This is a genomic window from Roseateles sp. NT4, from assembly GCF_051857475.1.
GTDB lineage: Bacteria > Pseudomonadota > Gammaproteobacteria > Burkholderiales > Burkholderiaceae_C > Pelomonas.
The window spans coordinates 178598-193797 of the sequence record NZ_JBPZGZ010000005.1 but is presented as its reverse complement, the minus strand read 5'-3'; the positions used below and the strand labels follow the sequence as shown (position 1 = coordinate 193797).

The following is a 15200-nucleotide window of genomic DNA, read 5'->3' as shown; positions in this document are numbered from 1 at the left end:
CGCCAAACCGAAGCAGGAAAGTTACTTGATGCTCTCATTGACGCCTCCCCTCGGGCGGTATCAGGCTCCTCGGGGCCTCCTGCGTCGGCAGAGACGTAAGCCCAGGGTCACCAGCCACGTTGGTGATGGTGACGAGCCTCGGCGTGAGCAGATACAGCCGTTCGCGTTTGGTGAGCTTTTTCTGCTCGTACTTGAAGAGCCTGCCAAGCACCGGCACATCAGACAAGAACGGAACACCGGTGGTCGCCTTGGACTTGGATTCCGAGCTGAAACCAGCCAGCAGAAGGCTGGAGCCCTCGCCGATCAGCGCCTGAGTGTTGACTGACCTGCGCAAGACAACCGGGATCTGGTCGACGGCGTTCTGACCATCCAGTCCTCCGTCCTCGATATCGATAGTCATCATGACGCCTCGGCCCGACTGTTCGTCAACGATGAGTGGCGTAACCCGGACCGAAGTCCCTGTAGTCACTTTGAACAAGCTGGCGTCTTGATAACCGCTGACACGGACGTAGAAGTCACTGAGGTTCTCCAGACTTGCTTGGAAGTTGTCGAGCGTCAGCACCTTCGGCCGCGCAATCAGATCAGCATCTCCCTTTTGTGCCAGTGCATTGACTCGCGCCAAGAGATAGTTACGCAGCGTGTTGCCAATGGATGCCGTGAAGACACCGCCCACGGGCGTAACAGCCACGCCCTGCCCGTTCGTGCAGCACACCCCACCCACCTGCCCGGCCTCGGATGTAGAGTCAAACGTCAGGGCAGAGTTACCTCCATTGCCGAGCTGGAAGTCGCCATGACCGGTATGTGCGCGCCAGTCGACACCCAGGCTCTCAAGGGTGTCATTGCTGACATCCATGATGGTGAGTTCGATCTCGACGAGTCGCGGTCGGATGTCCATCGATGCGATGAGACGCTCATACTGAGCCATGCGTGCCGGCTCGTCGCGAACCAACACCGCATTGAGCCTGGCGTCCGCCTCGAACTGGGGGTACCCGGGAGCATCACTGCTGACCGCCACCTGTGGTGTTTGGGAGTCCTGCTCCGAACTGGGTGCTAGCGCTGGCATATGTATGCGCGGAGCGCTCACGACGTCGCCAGTCGAAAGCTTCAACTGACGGTCAGCACCGATCTGAAAACCCGCCATCGGGCGCGGATTGGCGGAGGACGAAGACGATGCCGCGGGGGCCGATCGAGCGAACAGCCGCTTCAACGTCCCCGCGACACCCGGTACGACCAGGTCCTTTCCCGAACGGGTGACGTGATAGTCGTCTGCCCACGCGTACTTGAGCTGGAACAGCCTGACCTCAGAAGGATCCTTGACAGTACTGCGACCATCGAGGAGCTTAGCGACCTGGCGCACCATATCGACGTATCGCTTCGGGCCCGTCACTCGAACACTGCCGTCGCGACCGCCGCTCAAGATGGGGAATCTCGCGTCAAGGATACGTAGCTGCGCCAACGACTGCATCAACCCGTCGGCATTGTTTGTCGAGAACACCTCGCTGCGGGCGTCAGCCGACGGATCGATGTACAGAAAGGCACCATCGAAGTACCAGCTCAATCCGTAGGTCGAGCACAGGCTTTCAAGCGTCTTCATCGGCTCGCCGTTGAAGCGGCCACTGATGGTTCCCGTCACTTTGGAATCAACGACTGCCGTCGTTCCTTGAGACGCAGCAAGTTCCTTGAGCAAATCGGCCAGTGGCTTTTCATCCGCAAGAATTTGGAACGGACGCCCCGTCCACTCAAGCTCTGCCGACCATACGTTCTGGACGTGTGCCAGCAGGAGGACCAGAGCCGCCATGGCGCGCAAGAACATGTGAGGCACCATCATCCGAGTCGGACCACGGCGTCAAAAGCCCGCTCGCCGAACAGGAGTAGCTCACGCCCCATCCAGGCGCCGAGGATCACGATCGTGATCAATACCGCGATCAAGCGCGCAGATTGGCCAATGCTCTGGTCCTGGATCTGCGTAACGGCCTGCATGATCGCGACAACAAGAGCCGATCCCGCCGCCACCAAAACGATGGGCAAAGTGATCCAAAAGATCAACTGCAGGCCTTCGCGTGTCAGATCTAGAATGCTTTGCGAGTTCATGAATTCAAAGGATCGCCAAGTACACGGCCATGGAACAGCGAGCTGTCTTGCATCACTTGCGCCTAAACGGTCTGAGGGTTTGCAACCCATCCCACTGGATTGATGGCCACGTCTGGCTCCAGTTCTTGATAAGACAGGACAGTCAGGCTTGGAGAAATGGGCTCCAAAAGCGTCTTGATGTAGCGCCGCGTATCTACAGACGCGACGACAACAGTGCCCGATGGCGAAGCATCTAGAAGGCGCTTCACCTGCTCGCGGGCATCCTTTGCGACGACGGGGTCCAGCAGCAATAGATTTCCCCTGGCTGACCGTTCGATTGAAGAGAGCACGCGATCCAGAAAAGCGGACTCAAAAAGGACGGCGTCCACACGCCGATGCGGGGCGTACTTGCTTGTGATGAAACGGCCCAGATCGACTCGGACACGCTCTGTGAGCGCAATAACGTCAGCTTCTTGGGGCGAGTGCATGACGAGGCTCTCAAAGATCGCCCTCACATTTCGCACAGGAATGCCTTCCTGAACCAGCCGCCTCAGAACCTCGGCGATCCTCTGCGTCGGGACCGCGCGCACCGTCTCCGTGGCCACCTCGGGCGCGTCGACCTGAAGGAGTCGCAGCATTCTTTGCACCTCCTGCAGGCCAATCAGGTGTGGCACATGGCTCCGCACGACATGACCCACATGAAGAGCAATAACCTCCTCGCAGGACCAACCTGCGACATCAAGGTGCTTCCCACGCATCCACACTGCTCGAGGGAAGGGACCAAACGGCTCTGCGACCTCGGCACCCGCAGGCACTCCCACCACAGCGGTGGGATCCAACAAAGTCCATCCTGGACGAAGTGCACCATGTGACACAACGACGTCCTCGACGAGGATCTCGTAGGAGAAGCGCGACACCGCACTCACGCGCTCGACGCGGAGCTGCGGGAACACGGGCCCCAGTTCTCCCTCGAACTGCCCCTTACCCACCGCCAGCCTCCGATCGAGTTCGTGCCGATCGAGCCCTGCATGAAGATCGCTTGCGATGCGCACAACCAAAGGTGCCGCAACCGCATGCGGCAGATCTCCTTCGTCGTGAGCGATCCATGAGGGGGTCCGACGCCACTCATGCGCCCGCCGAGCCGACACACCGACGGCGATCAGTCCCAGTGACAGTAAAGCAAAGACCCATACCGGAAATCCAGGCACCAGCAGGAAGCTACTAAAAGCAATGCCGGCAATGACAAGGGCGCGCGGGTGCGCGGCCAACTGTCTGCCGATTTGCGTCGCTAGCGGTGCGCCGGAAGCGCCTCCCACGCGTGTGATCACCAGACCAGCCGCGATTGACACGAGCAGCGATGGGATCTGAGAGACCATGCCGTCGCCCACTGTAAGGATCGCGTACCGGTGCAACGCATCTGCTGCATTCATGCCTTTCATGAGCACGCCGATCGTCAAACCCGCAACAATGTTGACGATCGCCACAATGATGCTGGCAATGGCATCGCCCTTGACGAACTTCATCGCGCCGTCCATTGCGCCGTGCAATGAACTCTCTTGCTCCAGGGCCTGTCGACGCTGCTGAGCCTCAGCAGCAGACATGCTTCCGGCCCGAACGTCGGCATCGATGCTCATCTGCTTCCCGGGCATGGCGTCAAGCGCAAATCGCGCCGCGACCTCTGCCACTCGCTCCGCGCCCTTGGCGATGACGACAAACTGGACGATTGCGATGATCAGAAAGACAACACCGCCGACCACGACATTGTTCCCAACGATGAGTTTGCCGAACGTATCGATGATGTGCCCCGCCTTCGCCTGCAGCAGGATGAGCTTCGTCGAGGCGATGTTGAGAGCCAGTCTGAAGAGAGTGGTGAAAAGGAGCAGCGATGGAAATGTAGACAGTGAAGTTGCCGATGGAACGTAAATTGCAACGAACAAAAGAACCAAGCTAGCCGCCAAGTTGATCGCAATCAGCACGTCCAGAACAGACGTCGGCAAGGGGATCACGAACAGTGCCACGACGACAACGAGAAGCCCCGCCAATGCAACGTCGCTGTTCAACGACGCCCCGAGCTTCCAGATTCGAGTTCGTGTGAGTCCCAACGATCCTTGAGTGTTCATGTAGTTGGCACAGGGCACAGGGCGAGCGAAAGCTCCTGAGCCACTCTACGGTCTCGAATGACAAATCAACAACCACGACTGTTCGTGGTGTTTGTCACATTACGACTCTTCGTAAATACACGAAGTCGGTCGGTAACTATGCTGCTCCACATTCCGGATGAAGACGATCGATCCCCAACGTGCCCACAAAAGAAGCGCCCCTTCGCATCACATCAGGCGCACACCCTTTTGCCGCCACCGAGCTTTCCGCAGCGCCGAATCTGCTCCGTATCGATCCGCATGCAAGACTGGGAATCAATAGGCTTCACCATCGTTGCGCGCAGGCTCTGACAGTAGCGACTCGCGAGGCATCGCTTAGCGTTCGTTGGCTTGACGTTGGCATTCCGCACGCTGGCCTAGATCACTACGCGTTCAAGATCGGTCCTTATGCCGGGCGGCTCGGCATTGACCTTCCCAGCTTGGCAGCGCTCGTCGAAGAGCCGGCGCCCTCTCTGATCCCCAGGGAGTTGCGCTGCGTGCTCATTGCAAACGCACTTTCAGATTGCGTGGACGACCTCGAGCGGACCACCGGCCTGCAGTTCGAATGGACTCTCGCCGCCCCTTTGGAACATGTCCAGGCGCCGGGCCACGTCGTTAGCTTCCGGATAGAGAACGCAAACTGGACCGGAACAATCCAGTTCGATGATCAGGCGGCATGGGCGGCGCTCGCACCCCTTCCCGACCGATCCACTATGCCGATGAGTTCCGCCATAGATCATGTGGCGCTTCCCCTGCGATTCCGCGTTGGATCGACGAGTTTGAAGCTGGTGGAGATGCGGTCCATTGCCTTGGGCGACATCGTGGCTATCGAAGACTGGATATCAGAGGGGGCGGCAATCGTGGTTTCCGCGGATCTCGGTGGGAAAGCAGGTGTCCGTTTTACTGCGCTGGCAGAAGGTCAGCGCATCGAGGTTGAAAAGATTGAGGAGCTGATGATGGATGCTGACCCCTTTCAGAGCGCTGATGACGTGCCGTCCTCGGACCGCCTCGAGGACCTGGAAGTCAGACTGACCTTTGAGCTTGACGGCATCCCGTTCACTGTGGGCGAGCTTCGAAACGTCCTTCCCGGTTACGTGTTCGAACTGAACCATCCGATCAACAAGGGAACGGTTCGCATCTCTGCCAATGGGACCCTACTGGGAAAAGGCACGTTGGTGGCGGTCGGAGATCAGTTGGGCGTGCGCGTGGGCGAGTTCGCTTCGACCGAAGGCCGATAAGCCTTCGACGCGGCAAGGGACATACTCGTGACTTCGTCGCTTCCAAGCCCACTTACCCTGGTCGCGCTAATCCTCGCATTCGGCCTCGTGCCGTTTGCGGCATTGATGATGACTTGCTACACCAAGCTCGTGATCGTCTTCGGCCTGTTGAGATCCGCGCTCGGCCTGCAACAGACACCACCCAACACCGTCTTGAACGGCATCGCGATCATCCTGTCGATCTACATCATGGCCCCGACAGGCATGGACATCGCAGATGCGCTGCGCAGCCATAACTTCGGCCGGGAAGGCGAGAGCGTGTCTGACATTGTGGCCGTCGCCGACGCTGCCAAGAAGCCGCTCAAAGACTTCCTGATCAAGCACACGAATGAGCGAGAACGCCAGTTCTTCATGGCTTCCGCCACAAACATTTGGCCCAAGGCCAGAGCGAAGTCTCTATCGTCAGAAGACTTCATCGTTCTAGTGCCGAGCTTCACCCTGAGCGAGTTGACCCGCGCGTTCCAGATTGGTTTCATGGTCTACATGGTCTTCGTTGTCGTCGACCTGGTCGTGGCCACCGTGCTTTTGGCCCTGGGCATGTCAATGATCTCGCCAACAACCATCTCCCTGCCTTTCAAACTTCTTCTGTTTGTAATGCTGGATGGCTGGGCGAGACTTGTTCACGGGCTGGTGCTGTCTTATCGATAACTCGAGTTCTCGGCTATTCCTTCGAGCATGAGATGCCGAACAGCTGACAGATCACCGACATCCCCTTGCGGCCGCCCTCACCTCCTTGCGTAGTGGCTATCGGCGCACTTTCCGTTGCCTGTGCCAACGAATTCGCAGGCGTGGCTTGCACCATCAGCGAACCCATGGAAACGACGCAGCCGACTAGCGTCGACGCGATGCGACCAGTGGTCAGAAACCTTGTTTTGCTGTCCATCTCGCTTCTCCAGAAAAAATGGTGAATTTCCAGACTAGGCGCGGGGCGTGCAAAGAAGAAGTACGAAGTCTCGTAGGCAACCATTGCACAAAGATGTTTCGATGCCGCTATGAACCGACACGAGGATCAGGCCCCTGAGTGCCATCTGATCCGAGCAGCTAAGCGACTTCGATTCAACCACACCACGATATCTCGTACGAGCTGCTTCTAGCGTACGGCCTTCTAATCAGTTAACAGTCGTACGCGTTTTCTAGGGGCGTTGGCATAGCTGATTTATTTCTGGAAAACGCGGTAGTGCTGCAAGACCAGCGAGTCTTGCAGCTAAGCAATAGCGGACAGGAGTAACGAATGGGCAATCTTTCTGGAATCGTCTCTGCATCGGCACAAGTTGCCGCGGAGCGCGCAAGGATCCTGCAGGAGTCGGCTCAAGCAGCCAGGGCCTCCCGCTCACACGCGCAAGATCAATTGGAGACCGCGTTCTCTCAGCACAGATCGACAAAGTCAATCGATGCCGCCCGGCGCGAAGTGAACAAGCGACAGGGGCAGGTCTCCGATGCAGAGACTGCACAGTACCGCGACGCCACCGGCACAGCCCTTGGAGGCCTCGTCAAGGCCGTTCAAGGCGGAAAGTCCAATGACATCGCTAATGCACTGCAGGGATGGAACAATTCCCTTCAGCTGGACCTGATCAACGCTGCGGTGCAAGCGCAAGCCCGCGGAGAGAATGTCCAGCAAGCGATCGGCCGGGAATATCAAAGCCAGTTAGCTAGCGCTAGCAAGCAAGGTCTTTCGGTGCAGGCGCTGAAAGACAACGGAGGCGACGAAGCTGCTGCCGCTGTCAGCGCCCTGAGCCCGCGCCAACGACAGCTTGTTCATGATCGAGACAATGCTCTCACGGAAGGCAAGAAACTACTGAATGACGGTCAGCAGGCTTGTGACGACGAAAAGACGCAGATCGGCTCGCTGGAGGCACGCATCGCCGCAATCGGCGTACCTCACAGCGATGCCCAAGTTGCAGAACTTGCCCAACTGCGACAGCAGCTCAGCAAGGTCAACGGCAAGCTGGGTGAGGACACGCTAGCGCTCACAAAGCTGCAGACCCAGTATTCGCCGCAGAAGATCCCTGGAACCAAGGACTCTACGTTGCCTGGGACGGTCCAGGCAAGCTACGACGCCCAGATTGCCGATGCCGGCGTCCAGCAGCTGGTGGACAAGATCAAGACTGCGACACCCGAGGAGAAGGCGGCACTCGAACCGTTGCTCAGCACGGCGCTGACCCAGGCGTCGACCTACAAAACGATTGCTCAGGCCAGCAACGCATTGGCGACCAAAACTTGCTCGGCTGCCGAACTTGGCTCTGCAACCGTCGCCGCAAAGGACAAGTCCTGTCTGGCCGTTTCCATCGAGTACAAGTATGGCGCTCAGTCTCAATCTGTCGGCTACTACGCCGACCACAACGATCCGGCGGCCCGAAAGGCAGTTCAACTGATTGACGGACGGCTGTATTACGTCGTCGGTGACAAGCGCGCAGAGTTGAGCGCCCCCGCTGCCCGCTTGTGGTTTGCGCATGAGAGAGCCGACCAAGCCGATCACGCCTGGACCGACCCGGGGGGTTGGGGCCAGAAGCTCACCGAAGGCGTGCTCGATCCCAGTAGCTGGCTGGCCAACGCTGGTGCCATCACGACGCGAAGTCAGAACGCAGACAAAGCCTTGACTTTGGCAATCGGTCGACTGGATGGCGCTATCGCGATTTTCAAGGCTGAGCACAACGGACGCGAGCCGACCGTGTTAGAACAACGCGCGCTGTCGGACAAGTGCGGAGTCGGCAAGGCGTTGCTCGAAAAGCAACAGGCAGATGACGATTTCGGCGTGCTGCAGGCCATGCAACTTTTGTCCAAAGCGCGCATCGATCGCGCCAGCGGAGTGGTCAGCCCCCTGACCTCAGACAGCTATATAGCCGCATTGGAGAGAAACGCGGGGCAAGCTCTGACAACGAAGAGCCTACATGCGACCACCCTGTCGCCTGAGCAGGAAGCCGCAACAGTCAAGCAGGTGGGCAAGCTCAAGCTGACCTGGATAGCGGCAAAGAATGAGTATGACGCGCTGAAAAAGTATGGCGCCAGCGCAGCCGACCTAGCCACTGCGGCGAAAAAGCAAAACACTGCATGGATGCAGTTGCAATCGGGGCAAGCCGCCCTGCAATCGCTGGGCACTCAGCGTGACTCTCTGACAGCGATATTTCTGCACAACCGAAACAGCACCAGTGGACCGAAGCTCGGGACATACATCGGCCTTACCGATGATGAGCGCTCGCAAATTCTGGCTACCCCCGAAAAGCAAAGTGAGATCGACAGGCTGACGCAGGGGGCACCAGAAAAGACTCGAGAGATTGAGAACACCCAGTTCGGTCACGAGATCTCCGCGAAGCTGTACTCCGCCGGCTCGGACCTCACCACCGACATCATTCCAGGAGAAGTCCCGCCCGGAGCAGATGTCTACAAGCAAGACGGAATTTGGTACGTCAAGCTCAGCAAAGATTCGCAGCAGCTTGGCGTCTATGACACACCGGGGCACGAGGCGGTGATCATGCGCGCGGGGACCTATCGAATCTCTGATTCGGCGGCCTTCGTTTGGGAGACCAGCGCCACGCCAGGGGGACAAGCCCAGGCTGCCTCCGATATGGGCGAATACGTGGGTCTGCTCGGTTCGGACCAAGGTGCCTTGCCAAAGGACCTTGGCTTTACGGGACCACTGACAACTCCCCTAAATCTGACAAACGACGTCACTCCCTTACTGAACGGCTTGGCCACCGCCTGCGCTGGACAGCCCCCCGAAGTTCAGGGAGCGTACAAGGGCTGCCTGCTCGCCATCCAAACCTGGCAGCGACTTGACGCAAGTGTCCAAGCGCAAAGCAAGTCTGGCACCCTGACATCGCAACAGCTAACAGCCCTGCTTGACGCTGCACGTGCAGCGGTGACGGCGCGGTCTCGCTGGCGAGCACTAGCGGTGGGCAGCGCGCTTCGTAAGGCCGAGGCAGATGTGGGCCGGGAGTCCCGCTTGACACAGCAATGGCTAAAACAGCATCCCGAGGCGGCTGGCGACGCCAGCAACAGCGAGCCCGGCAAAGCCCTGCTGAAAGCGCAGGATCGTGTCGGAGCACTCAAGAGCGCGCTGGCTGGCCAAGGGCGACAGTGCGCCGTGCAAGAGCAGGACCGCCTCGCCGCCCAGTATCTGCCGGCTGGGGCCAGCAACCCCGCGGCTCTATACGCTCTCGTGCGTGATCACGGCGACGCTATGGCGCAGACGCCAATGCTCGACGAATACCTGAAGACCCAAGGACAGCCGACACTGATGGATCGCAGCGCCCTGGAAGCGCAGTTCAATCAGATCCTGGGGCTGAATCCAAAGTTCGCCAGCGGGTCGAGTCTGTCCTTCCGCAATGATGCTGTTCAACGCGTGATCGATAAGGCAGGCAACAAAGCGGAAGTCACCGTCTTGCCAGTGCTCATTGCGACTGAGAAGACGGGCACGATCTACAGGCAGGTGCTCCAAGTTCGTTGCCTTGATGGCAAGGAACGCCTTTTCGACGAAAACGGCTACTACTCCGACACGCAAGACTACGCAGAGCATTGCGGTGTGAAGGATCAGGAAGCGGTGGTCATCCTGCCTAAGGATGGACACCTGACTCTGAACGCGGATGGGCGTGCCCAGGTCAGCATCAGCCAGTTCCACCGACCTTCGGGTTGGACTCAGGCCGCGCATCTTGCAGAAGGCGTGGCGGGTCTTGCCGCCGGCGCAGCGCTGGCGTTCGTGCCAGGTGCTGGACTCGTGCTGGCAACCGTCGCGACGGCAACTTTTGCGGCCACGAGCGTGCATCAGGTCGTCACCGCTGGTGCCGCGATCTATGACGATGCGCAGCACGGCAGACTTCGTGAAAAAGGCGCGATGGACGCGCTCAACCTTGGACTTGCGGTAGGTGGCGCCGTCGTCGTTGGTGAAGGTCAACTTGCTTCGTCGTTTGCTCGAGCCGGAGCGCGTGCCGCAAAAAGCGGCGACGGCTTGTTGGCAAGCCGCTTGACAACCCGAGCTAATTTCCATGGCACGGTCGCCAATCTCGTCGGCAAGCCCGTTTCTGCAGTTGGCACCTATTTGTCGGCGACCAGTACCGCTGAACTCATCGGACGCAGGTCGGAGCTAACGGCTGGCGAGGTTTGGTCTGAGATTGGGCAGATTGCCCTTGAGGTCGGAGATGCCGTCGTCGGCGCCGCCGGAAAACGACAGCAGGCGCATTCGTCTTCCTCTCCACCGGGTTCAAAGCCACAAGGCGCTGGATACAACGCTTATGCATCGAAACCCGATGGTAAAGATGAAGGCAAACTGAGTTCCACCGCGTCCAAATTGGATTTGCCGGCGGGCGTAGACATTGTGGGCTGGACTTTGCCAAAGGGCGCTCCCGCAGAAGCAATTGAAGGTGTGCTCAACCATGTTTATGCGGCTGGCGGCGAACTCACCGATGTGACCTACTCCGTTAGATCGCCGCGCGCTTCGGTAGCCAGATATCTGGGCACTCTCTTTCGCCATAAATCCACACATGACAGCTGGATAGACAGCCTCCAACAGGCCGCTCCTCAGCAATCCAATAGCAAACAGAGGGCCAGCACGACCAAAATTAAAATTCGGTCCGTTGCTCAGGAAAATTCTAGCAAAACATACCATATGGCCACGGCAACCTTAAAAACAGCTGCCGATGGAACCGCTGAAGCGGCATTCAGAGTTTTCCATCGACGCAGTCAAACGCTGCGCATTTCTTGGCCGACCGGGTATCGACCAGAAAACGCCAGCTTCAATCTCGCGCAGCTGAATGCGATGCGACGCAGGCCAGCAGATCTAAATATGTTGGGCAAAAGCTTGATCGCTCCAGCACCCGAAAGGGTGTATGCAGCCGCCGCGCACGGCAGCGAGCGCTGGGCTATGCTGAAGGACGGTCACGTCGTGAATGCGAGAGAATTCGCTCGCGAAATTATCAATGACCCTGGGTGGGGAGGCAAAGATATCCTGCTTTATAACTGCTACGCAGGAGCAGGCCGAGTACAGTTTGCTCAGGAACTTGCAAATACGCTTCGCGTGAAGGTTTATGCAGCCGACGGCAAAGTTGAAAAGCATCACCTTTCATCGCCTCAGGAGTCAGCTTCCGGTCAAGACTTAGAATACTTCGGACATCTAACATCACACAACTCGGACACAGGAGCGGTAGACAACTGGCGCACCTTTTATCCCGGGATTGATATTGTCCAGATTCGTGAAAGAGGTCACATAGTTTTTGACGTCGAAGGCGTTGGCCTTGGGCAAAGGCCGCGGCTTGAGCTGGACGAGCCAAACACGAATCCAACCGACGGCGCAACAGTGCAAACAATTGCGGCTCGCCGGTCGAGCAACGCTGCGCAAGGGAAGAATAAGCAGGGCGCCCAGACAAAACGCTCGCCAGTTAAGCAGAAGGGTGCCTCGCCGCAAGGACCATCAATCAAGTACCGCGATGCGAAGGGCTTGCCGAAGCTTTCGGGTGCACTAGGTCCAGATCTTCCGAACTGGGAGGCAGTAGCCAGTGCAGTGGAAGAACTTCCCGTACGCATCTCTGCGGCCTCAAATCGACTCAAGAAAAGAGACGAAGCACTGCACGCTGACATCTTCGAGAACAACATTTCTGCATCTCAAGATCGTTTTGTTGTTAGTCGCGTCGGCCCTGCCACGGTCCTCTACGGTGAGAAGCCAACTGGTCTGAGAGAGCGCAAACAACGTAGCTTCGCAACCTACCAGGAAGCTCGCGAATCAGCGGTTGCGTTAGACGGAGCTTGGGTCTATCGAGTGCGGAACAGTGATAGACGAATTCGCTCAATCCTCCAGCCTGGCAAGGCAAAAGCAAAAGATATCGTCGGGGGCAGTTATTTCGACGTCACGGCCTCCGGTGTAAGTGCACGCCTCAGCGTGCCGAACGTTCAGTCACCAGTATGGTTGCATCGTCGCAGAACCACCTTAACAGTTGCAAACGCTCTTCTGCATGGCACAGCCAAGACTGCTGCTGCCACAGCATTCGTCTGGGGCGGCGCTTGGCTTGGCGGGAAACTTGGCATTTCCCTCCCGTTGCTGCATATGAATGGAGGCTTGAACTCCCTGATACACAACAGTAAGGAAATTGCCACGTTTGTCGCTGTACCACTTCGGGTGGGCATGTGGCTTGGAAAAGACGTGGCCAAGCGCCGTGTAGAGGCAAGCGTGGCCACCGTGGAAAAATGGGTAGCGCTCAACGAGCAGACTGGGAATCCAACCGCGACCGCGAAACAAGTACATGCGCAAGACAAGCGTCTAGACCGGGCCCTAAACGTCCTCGAGCAGCGAATCACGGGCCGGCGCGCAGCGATACGTGGCGTGACGCGTATAGACCAACTAGCTGGTACCAAAGCCATCGAAACGCTGCGCAACAGGTCAGGTGTACTTGGCAAGGACGAAAGAGACGCGCTTGAAGCACTCCAAGGCATCGGACTTTTTCACGCCAGCAGCACTTCTGCCAAGATGATGGCAAAGACCAAGGCATTGACTTGGTACATCACGATTGACCGCCTCCCGGCCCGATTTCAGCAGATCAGCAGCCAATGGGCGAAGGTTGGCGAATCAGGTTGGTCCGGGCCATTTCGCGAACTGTCGTTCAACGCCTCAAGCTTATTCAGCACCAGCTCTACGGTCCTTGGCATGGTGAGCAACAGTCTCGTCAAGCGCTTGAGGCCGGAGACTACGGCTGGCATTGCTGCTCGGTTAGAAAAACACCGCATCACCCAACCTCTCACGCGCATAAAGACTTCCGACATGGAGGACTTATTGAGTGCATTCGGTTCAGGAGCCCTGGCCATTGTTAGTGGCATCAAAACCTATCGGTCATTCTTTGCCGATCATTCTCCGTACACGGGAGCGTTTGGCAATCACATCGGAGACGGCATCGTCGCCTCCCTCCAGACCGGCGGAGCGTTGCTCGCAGGTTACGGCGAATGGAAGAGTGGACGCAACAAGCCGGACAGTCCGAAGCCAAAGATCCCTTACTCGGGCTTGGCCATGACAGGTCTGCTGGTGAGTCTCGCCCCGTCTCTATATAGCGAGTTGTACTCCGCCGCGAATCCTTCGCCGGAGCCAACGCCGGACGCACCGCTACTCCCAAATCCGGCTCAACAGCTACTGCCTGCTGCTGACAATTCGTCCCGTCCCGCGCTGGGATCGTTGTTTCAGATCGGTGGGCGTCGAATGACGGAGGAAATCTGAGACAACACTGGGCGATACGTTCTTCACAGAAAGGCCATCCAGCTGCCAACAAGCTTCTCCAAGGTAAGCGTCCGGGGAACGCCTCTGCCTAGCTTTGCGATTCGGCTTCGACCCAGACGGTTTGACCGGGGTGATGCTCTTCGATGGTCCCAATAGCGTCGGGAATCTGTTCGCGGTCTCCGAGCTCGTAGATGAACCGACTGACGTTCGGGCGGTCCAGTGCCTCGTATTCGGCCTCCGCAATCGCGTAGCTGCCGCACCAGATGGCTTCATCAGCCTTGGCTGCGAAGCACATCAGCCAGGCCAGCGGGCGTGATTGCAAGGAAGACCATATAGACGTACCTATGCGTTGGTGGCGCGAGCTACAAGTCTGCCACTGGTGGGGCAGAAGTTGCTCTATGCGCTCCACCTCGTAGAGCTGACCGAAGAACTTCAGCGCCTACTCGCCGACCTGGCTGCCATGGTTGGCCCAGAGTTCGTGGAACTTGCGCCGTGCGTGCGCCATGCAGCCAACCTCCGTCACGCCCAGCTCGAAGTAAGCCTTGTAGCCGGTGAAGTCGTCACGCCGGCTGGGCACCGTCATCAATCACAAGACGGTGCAGAGGCTCATGGACGAGCTGCAGCTGAAGTCCATCGTCCGACCGAAGAAGTACCGGTCATACCGTGGCCAGGTGGGAAAGGTTGCGCCGAACCTGCTCGAGCGCAACTTCAGCGCATCGGGGCCGAACCAGAAGTGGGCGACCGATGTGACCGAGTTCAAGCTCGATGGCAAGAAGCTCTATCTGTCACCCGTCGTGGACCTGTTCAACGGCGAAATCGTCGCCTACGCTACCTCGCGAAGCCCCTTGTTCACCATGGTCGGCGCGATGCTGAATCGAGCTTTCGCGAAGCTCCGCCCAGGCGATCATCCGGTCCTGCATTCCGATCAGGGCTGGCAGTATCAGATGGACCAGTACCGCCAGCGTCTCAGCGCCAATGCCGTTACGCAGAGCATGTCGCGCAAGGGGAACTGCTTGGACAATGCCGTGGTCGAGAGCTTCTTCGGGACGCTGAAGTCGGAATACTTCCACGTCAACAAGTTCAGCAGCCTTGATGAGCTTGAGGCTGGACTACGGGGATACATCCGGTACTACAACCACGAGCGAATACGGTGCAGCCTTCGCGGACTGAGCCCTGTCGAGTACCGAGAGCTTGCTGCCAGCGCGTGATCAGCGCCAACGTCCGGGAGTGGCCGGCGGCCTCAAGCGCTTAGCTGCTCCTCAACGATCGCCCTGTTTGGCGAGCCAAGGCTCTATGAGGTTGATGCTGAGTAAGTAAGGCACAAACCCAAATAGGAACGCCCCGCGACGCAAAGCGACGATGCGCGTGAAAACAGGGCGACGCACAGTGTGGCCAAGAAGATGGTCCAGCTTAGGACTAGGGCCATGTTCCGGGCGCGACGGACTTTGGCTTGCTCGACCATATTAGACAAAGGTTATAGGCATCCGCTTCCGCTGCAAACCCGCTCCCGAACTTTTGTTCAAGCCC

The 15200-nt window shown here is 58.3% G+C and carries 8 protein-coding genes and 2 pseudogenes; 4 read left to right on the top strand and 6 right to left on the bottom strand.

Annotated elements, in window-relative coordinates:
• Nucleotides 1-34: 34 nt before the first annotated feature.
• From sctC to sctV, 3 genes are all read right to left on the bottom strand, one after another.
• Nucleotides 35-1813 carry a type III secretion system outer membrane ring subunit SctC gene (gene sctC, locus ACS5PN_RS26770; protein WP_439467087.1) on the bottom strand — a complete coding sequence of 593 codons (1779 nt, stop codon included), beginning with the start codon at nt 1811-1813 and terminating at the stop codon, nt 35-37.
• Nucleotides 1814-1824: 11 nt separating this feature from the next.
• Nucleotides 1825-2091, bottom strand: a complete 267-nt coding sequence (locus ACS5PN_RS26765) for an EscS/YscS/HrcS family type III secretion system export apparatus protein (protein WP_439467086.1) — start codon at nt 2089-2091, stop codon at nt 1825-1827.
• Between the two features lie 62 nt (nt 2092-2153).
• A complete protein-coding gene (sctV, locus tag ACS5PN_RS26760; protein ID WP_439467085.1) occupies nt 2154-4130 on the bottom strand; it encodes a type III secretion system export apparatus subunit SctV in 1977 nt (658 codons plus the stop codon).
• Nucleotides 4131-4369: 239 nt separating this feature from the next.
• On the opposite strand from sctV, the gene sctQ reads away from it, so the two are divergent.
• Complete coding sequence (gene sctQ / locus ACS5PN_RS26755; protein WP_439467084.1) at nt 4370-5446, top strand: type III secretion system cytoplasmic ring protein SctQ; 1077 nt, start codon at nt 4370-4372, stop codon at nt 5444-5446.
• A gap of 27 nt (nt 5447-5473) precedes the next feature.
• On the top strand, nt 5474-6133 hold the full coding sequence (gene sctR / locus ACS5PN_RS26750) for a type III secretion system export apparatus subunit SctR (RefSeq protein WP_439467083.1): 660 nt from the start codon (nt 5474-5476) through the stop codon (nt 6131-6133).
• A 13-nt stretch (nt 6134-6146) separates the two neighbouring features.
• On the opposite strand, the gene ACS5PN_RS26745 is transcribed toward sctR, so the two are convergent.
• Entirely contained in the window at nt 6147-6368 is a 222-nt protein-coding gene (locus ACS5PN_RS26745) for a hypothetical protein (protein ID WP_439467082.1), read from the bottom strand.
• 348 nt (nt 6369-6716) lie between these two features.
• Between ACS5PN_RS26745 and ACS5PN_RS26740 the strand changes: the two genes are divergently transcribed.
• Complete coding sequence (locus ACS5PN_RS26740; protein ID WP_439467081.1) at nt 6717-13673, top strand: hypothetical protein; 6957 nt, start codon at nt 6717-6719, stop codon at nt 13671-13673.
• Between the two features lie 88 nt (nt 13674-13761).
• Here ACS5PN_RS26740 and ACS5PN_RS26735 read toward each other — a convergent pair whose 3' ends face one another.
• A complete protein-coding gene (locus tag ACS5PN_RS26735; RefSeq protein WP_439467080.1) occupies nt 13762-13995 on the bottom strand; it encodes a hypothetical protein in 234 nt (77 codons plus the stop codon).
• A gap of 120 nt (nt 13996-14115) precedes the next feature.
• Nucleotides 14116-14235: pseudogene (locus ACS5PN_RS26730) on the bottom strand (IS66 family transposase); the annotation flags it as partial.
• 1 nt (nt 14236) lies between these two features.
• On the opposite strand from ACS5PN_RS26730, the pseudogene ACS5PN_RS26725 reads away from it, so the two are divergent.
• Nucleotides 14237-14881: pseudogene (locus ACS5PN_RS26725) on the top strand (IS3 family transposase); the annotation flags it as partial.
• Between the last annotated feature and the right edge of the window lie 319 nt (nt 14882-15200).

Coding starts and splice junctions, on each gene's coding strand:
- sctC (WP_439467087.1), bottom strand. CDS start 1,813: ATGTTCTTGCGCGCCATGGCGGCTCTGGTCCTCCTGCTGGCACACGTC.
- ACS5PN_RS26765 (WP_439467086.1), bottom strand. CDS start 2,091: ATGAACTCGCAAAGCATTCTAGATCTGACACGCGAAGGCCTGCAGTTG.
- ACS5PN_RS26745 (WP_439467082.1), bottom strand. CDS start 6,368: ATGGACAGCAAAACAAGGTTTCTGACCACTGGTCGCATCGCGTCGACG.
- ACS5PN_RS26740 (WP_439467081.1), top strand. CDS start 6,717: ATGGGCAATCTTTCTGGAATCGTCTCTGCATCGGCACAAGTTGCCGCG.